4 protein-coding genes are annotated in these 3,856 nt (G+C 40.0%); all 4 read left to right on the plus strand.

Going from position 1 to position 3,856, the window contains the following annotated elements:
- The first annotated feature begins 138 nt into the window (after positions 1-138).
- On the plus strand, positions 139-1,296 hold the full coding sequence (locus B9J87_RS00760) for an N-acetylneuraminate epimerase (protein ID WP_094149182.1): 1,158 nt from the start codon (positions 139-141) through the stop codon (positions 1,294-1,296).
- A gap of 14 nt (positions 1,297-1,310) precedes the next feature.
- Positions 1,311-2,372, plus strand: a complete 1,062-nt coding sequence (locus tag B9J87_RS00765) for a YjhT family mutarotase (protein WP_094149183.1) — start codon at positions 1,311-1,313, stop codon at positions 2,370-2,372.
- A gap of 99 nt (positions 2,373-2,471) precedes the next feature.
- Positions 2,472-3,041, plus strand: a complete 570-nt coding sequence (locus B9J87_RS00770) for a hypothetical protein (RefSeq protein WP_094149184.1) — start codon at positions 2,472-2,474, stop codon at positions 3,039-3,041.
- A gap of 136 nt (positions 3,042-3,177) precedes the next feature.
- Entirely contained in the window at positions 3,178-3,327 is a 150-nt protein-coding gene (locus B9J87_RS17675; RefSeq protein ID WP_176429451.1) for a hypothetical protein, read from the plus strand.
- The last annotated feature ends 529 nt before the right edge of the window (positions 3,328-3,856 follow it).

The following is a 3,856-nucleotide window of genomic DNA, read 5'->3' on the forward strand; positions in this document are numbered from 1 at the left end:
TTGTTATATTGATCAAAGAAATATTTTTTTATTGATCAATAATGAGTCTGAAACTTAACAAAAAACATATGGTTAATGACCATCAGGCTAGTGGTAGATATCACGCAGTACGGCTCATAAATTAACAAGGAAAAATCAATGAATAAAAAGACTCGCTTAATTTGTACACCTTTGCTTGCTTTATCTACTGCTTTTAGCGTCAGTTCATACGCTGAAAATCACTGGCCAGATTTACCAGTAGGATTCAAAGAGGGGATAAGCGCGCAAGTGGGTGACAAATTGTTTGTCGGCTTGGGGTCTGCTGGTAAGCAATTTTATATGCTCGATTTGAACAATCTGTCAGCCGGCTGGCAACAAAAGGCACTTTTATCAGGCCAACCTAGAAGTGGTGCCACAGCCTCAGTGGTTGGTCAGGAAATTTATGTATTCGGAGGCTCGGGAAAGGACAAAGAGTCGGATGCGTCTCCAATCTTATTTGACACCGTTTATCGCTACGACTCTAAAGATGACTCTTGGGAACAAGTTAATACTTCTGCTCCCGTCGGGTTGTTAGGTTCTTCCTCATATTCACCGGATAACAAAAACATCATCTTCTTTGGTGGTTACAACAAAGAGTACTTCGATAGCTACTTGCATGACGTGATGACGACCGATAAGAACGAAAACCCAGAAGCTTGGCAAAAAATTGTTAATGATTACATGGGAATGAAACCAGCAGCTTATCAGTGGAATCAAAAAGTATTTAGCTATCAGCCAGAGACTCAAACTTGGAGTGTTCTTGGTATTTCTCCTTACTTCGCCAATTGTGGAAGCGCCTTAGTTACTGATGGCATTACAGCAACCTTAATCAGCGGTGAAATTAAGCCGGGTCTAAGAACGACGGAAGTTAAACAATACCACTATGGAAAAGGGCAGCCATGGAACAGCATGCATTCATTACCATCGCCCAAATCAGGCGTTGTACAAGAAGGTGTTGCGGGAGCATTTGCTGGCAAAAGCAATGGCGTGACCATTGTTGCTGGAGGCGCAAACTTCCATGGAGCTAAAGCAGCGTTTGAAAGTGGGAAAATGTTTGCTCACGATGGTCTTGCGAAAGCATTTAACCCTGAAATGTATATTGAAAAAGACGGACTGTGGTCGACCGTTAATAACCTTCCTGAAGGCTTAGCTTATGGCGCGTCATTTACGACTAAAGACGGCGTTTTAATCGTTGGTGGGGAGAAGAGCGACCGTAGTCTTAGCAAAAAAGTTTATATGTTGGCTTGGAATGGCTCAACAGTTGTCGTGAAAGATTAATACAAGAGGATTCTATGTCGTTAGTGATCGACTCTATAGCCGACCTTCCGGTCGGCATTAAACACGGTGTTGGAGGTTTAATTGACAATAAAATATACGTGGGGCTGGGGAGTGCTGGTAAGCAATTTTTGCTTTTGGATTTAAACCATCCGGAGTTGAGTTGGCAGTGTGCCCCCGATTTTCCTGGTGTTGCTCGTGACGATGCGGCATATGCGGTATGTAACGACAAGTTATATGTGTTTTCTGGAGCGGGTATAGAGCCTAATAAAACGCACCCGACGGTTCTCTTGGATAGTTGGGTGTTCGACAGTTCAAAAAACAGTTGGAATCAACTAGAGGAGACTCTACCAATAGGATTGTTAGGTGCTTCTTGCGCGTCTTTAAGTTCGGGAGAAATTGTCTGTTTTGGTGGATATCGAAAAGAAACGTTTGATGATTTTGTTGAGCAGCTATCACATATCAACGTTGAATTAGAACAAGAGAAACACAAGCAGCTTTTGACACAGTTTATGTCACAAGAGATTGCTGACTACGGATGGAATCAGAATATTCTGAAGTTCACTCCATCCGATAACCTCTGGTCTGTTATCGGAGAAAATCCCTTCCCTGCCAACTGTGGTGCCGGAATAGCCCTGTCTGGAAACGTGATTACGCTTGTTGAAGGAGAGATAAAACCTGGGCTAAGAAGTTTACAAACTAAGCAATATGATTGCTCCGGCGCGACTATTGTTAAAAGCATTGAATGTTCCTCAATTGTATCCGTAGACTATGGGCACGAGGGACTAGCTGGTCATTTTGTTGGGGCAGTAGGACAAAATATCTATGTTTATGGTGGAGCGTACTTTATTGGCAGTTGGAATAATTTAAAGACCGGAAAACTATACACCCATCAGGGACTGCAAAAGCACTTTACTAACAAGGTATGGAAGTTCGATGGTGAAAGTTGGTGTTTTGCAGGAGAATTTGGAGAGGGTTTGGCCTATGGAATTTCTTTGTGTTCCGATCAGTGTATGTACATCATCGGTGGTGAAAACAACTTAGGTGAAGCGCAAAAGCGCTGTTACACCCTTTCCTGATGTTTAACTTCATTTTCATAACCACAAACAAACGGTTTGTTTGTGGTTATTTTTTTCATTGAATTTATATTCCAAAAATACACGCTAGGTGTTATTTGCATGAAAAATATATCTTTTAAAAAGAAAATAATATCCTTAATTGTAGTTATAATTACATTCACAATTATTGTTTCTTTCATCAGTGTCAATTTTGTTATTAATGAATATATTTACCAATCTGACACGAAAAATATTAGACATAATATCGAGCTAGTTAAGGACAAATTAACTAGTGAGATTGATTCTAAAATTTCGATGGCTGAAAATCTAAAAATTGGCGTAATTGATATAAAGAATGTCCAAGAAAATTCAGGGTTTGAAAAAATCACAAAAATAGTTGAGGGTTTTGCCTTTGATAACAATGGTTCCTTAACAGATGTTCAAGCTATCCCTTTTATTGAAGCTGCCGAGAATCAAGTGGAGCCTCTTATCATCACTCCTGTGGTTTTGAATGATGGTAAGCCATTGATGACAATCATTGCAAAACATCGCGATGGCTCGACAACATTTTTTGATTTGAACTTAAGTGAGTTTACTCAGATCCTAGAAAAATTTGAACTTGAAGGGAGTTACTTAGAGTTAACTTCTCAAAGTGGTATCACTATATTTACAAATAAAGCTGATAGCTAATCCTTCATGTTTATGGCATTTATATAGTTTCTTACCATCTATGTGAATAGCCACCAAATTAGTAGACACTCTTTAACTTGATTTCATATTGCTTTTCATACTCTACTGGCGACAACTGATTATTGGAACTGGAACCGTGGGTAAGCATAAGCCAGTCGCAAAAAGTATCACCGCCAGCAAAAGATTGGGTGGAGATGTGCTCTTTGCAGGCCATGGGCAGTTTTTCTTACGCACTTATCATTCTGCTTCTGTTGCAATAGATCGAGATCGCGCGATTGAGTATTAAAAATAGAATAAAGAGCGCTGTTTACTTAAATTTATATGAATAGCAGAAACATTGGCACAATGTTAATCGCGTATTGAAATCCTTAGTTCCTACTCATGCTCATAAAGCAGACTGCTTACCGCAGTGTAGCATTATTTTATACTCGCAAATGTTGTTGCGTTTTAATGTCCCTGCTCGAGATGCGAATGTGCTGAAAGATAATCCAAGTCTAACTAGACATGCTATCTATAATTCTTTGTTGATTCAAAACTATCTACTCACGTGAGATAAAAAAAGCAGCGAAATGGTTGGAGAAATCGATGCAGAAAGACGCCGACATTACATGTGAGTTGCTTGCCTATCAGCAGGGCTTGTTGCAACAGGTTGTGACGTTATTTTTTTCTCGATGCGGCTAAAAGGCGAAATAACTACCGGTTATTGTTAGCGGCTATCAGTGAGTTTGAATTGCAACGCTGGCAATAATCCCGAGTGGTGTTTGAACGCTTTGTAGTCACTCACTATGATGAGCTTGCTATTCAGTGGTTGAGTC

Source organism: Vibrio sp. V19_P1S1T109 (assembly GCF_002241375.1).
In the GTDB taxonomy this organism is placed as follows: Bacteria; Pseudomonadota; Gammaproteobacteria; order Enterobacterales; family Vibrionaceae; genus Vibrio; species Vibrio anguillarum.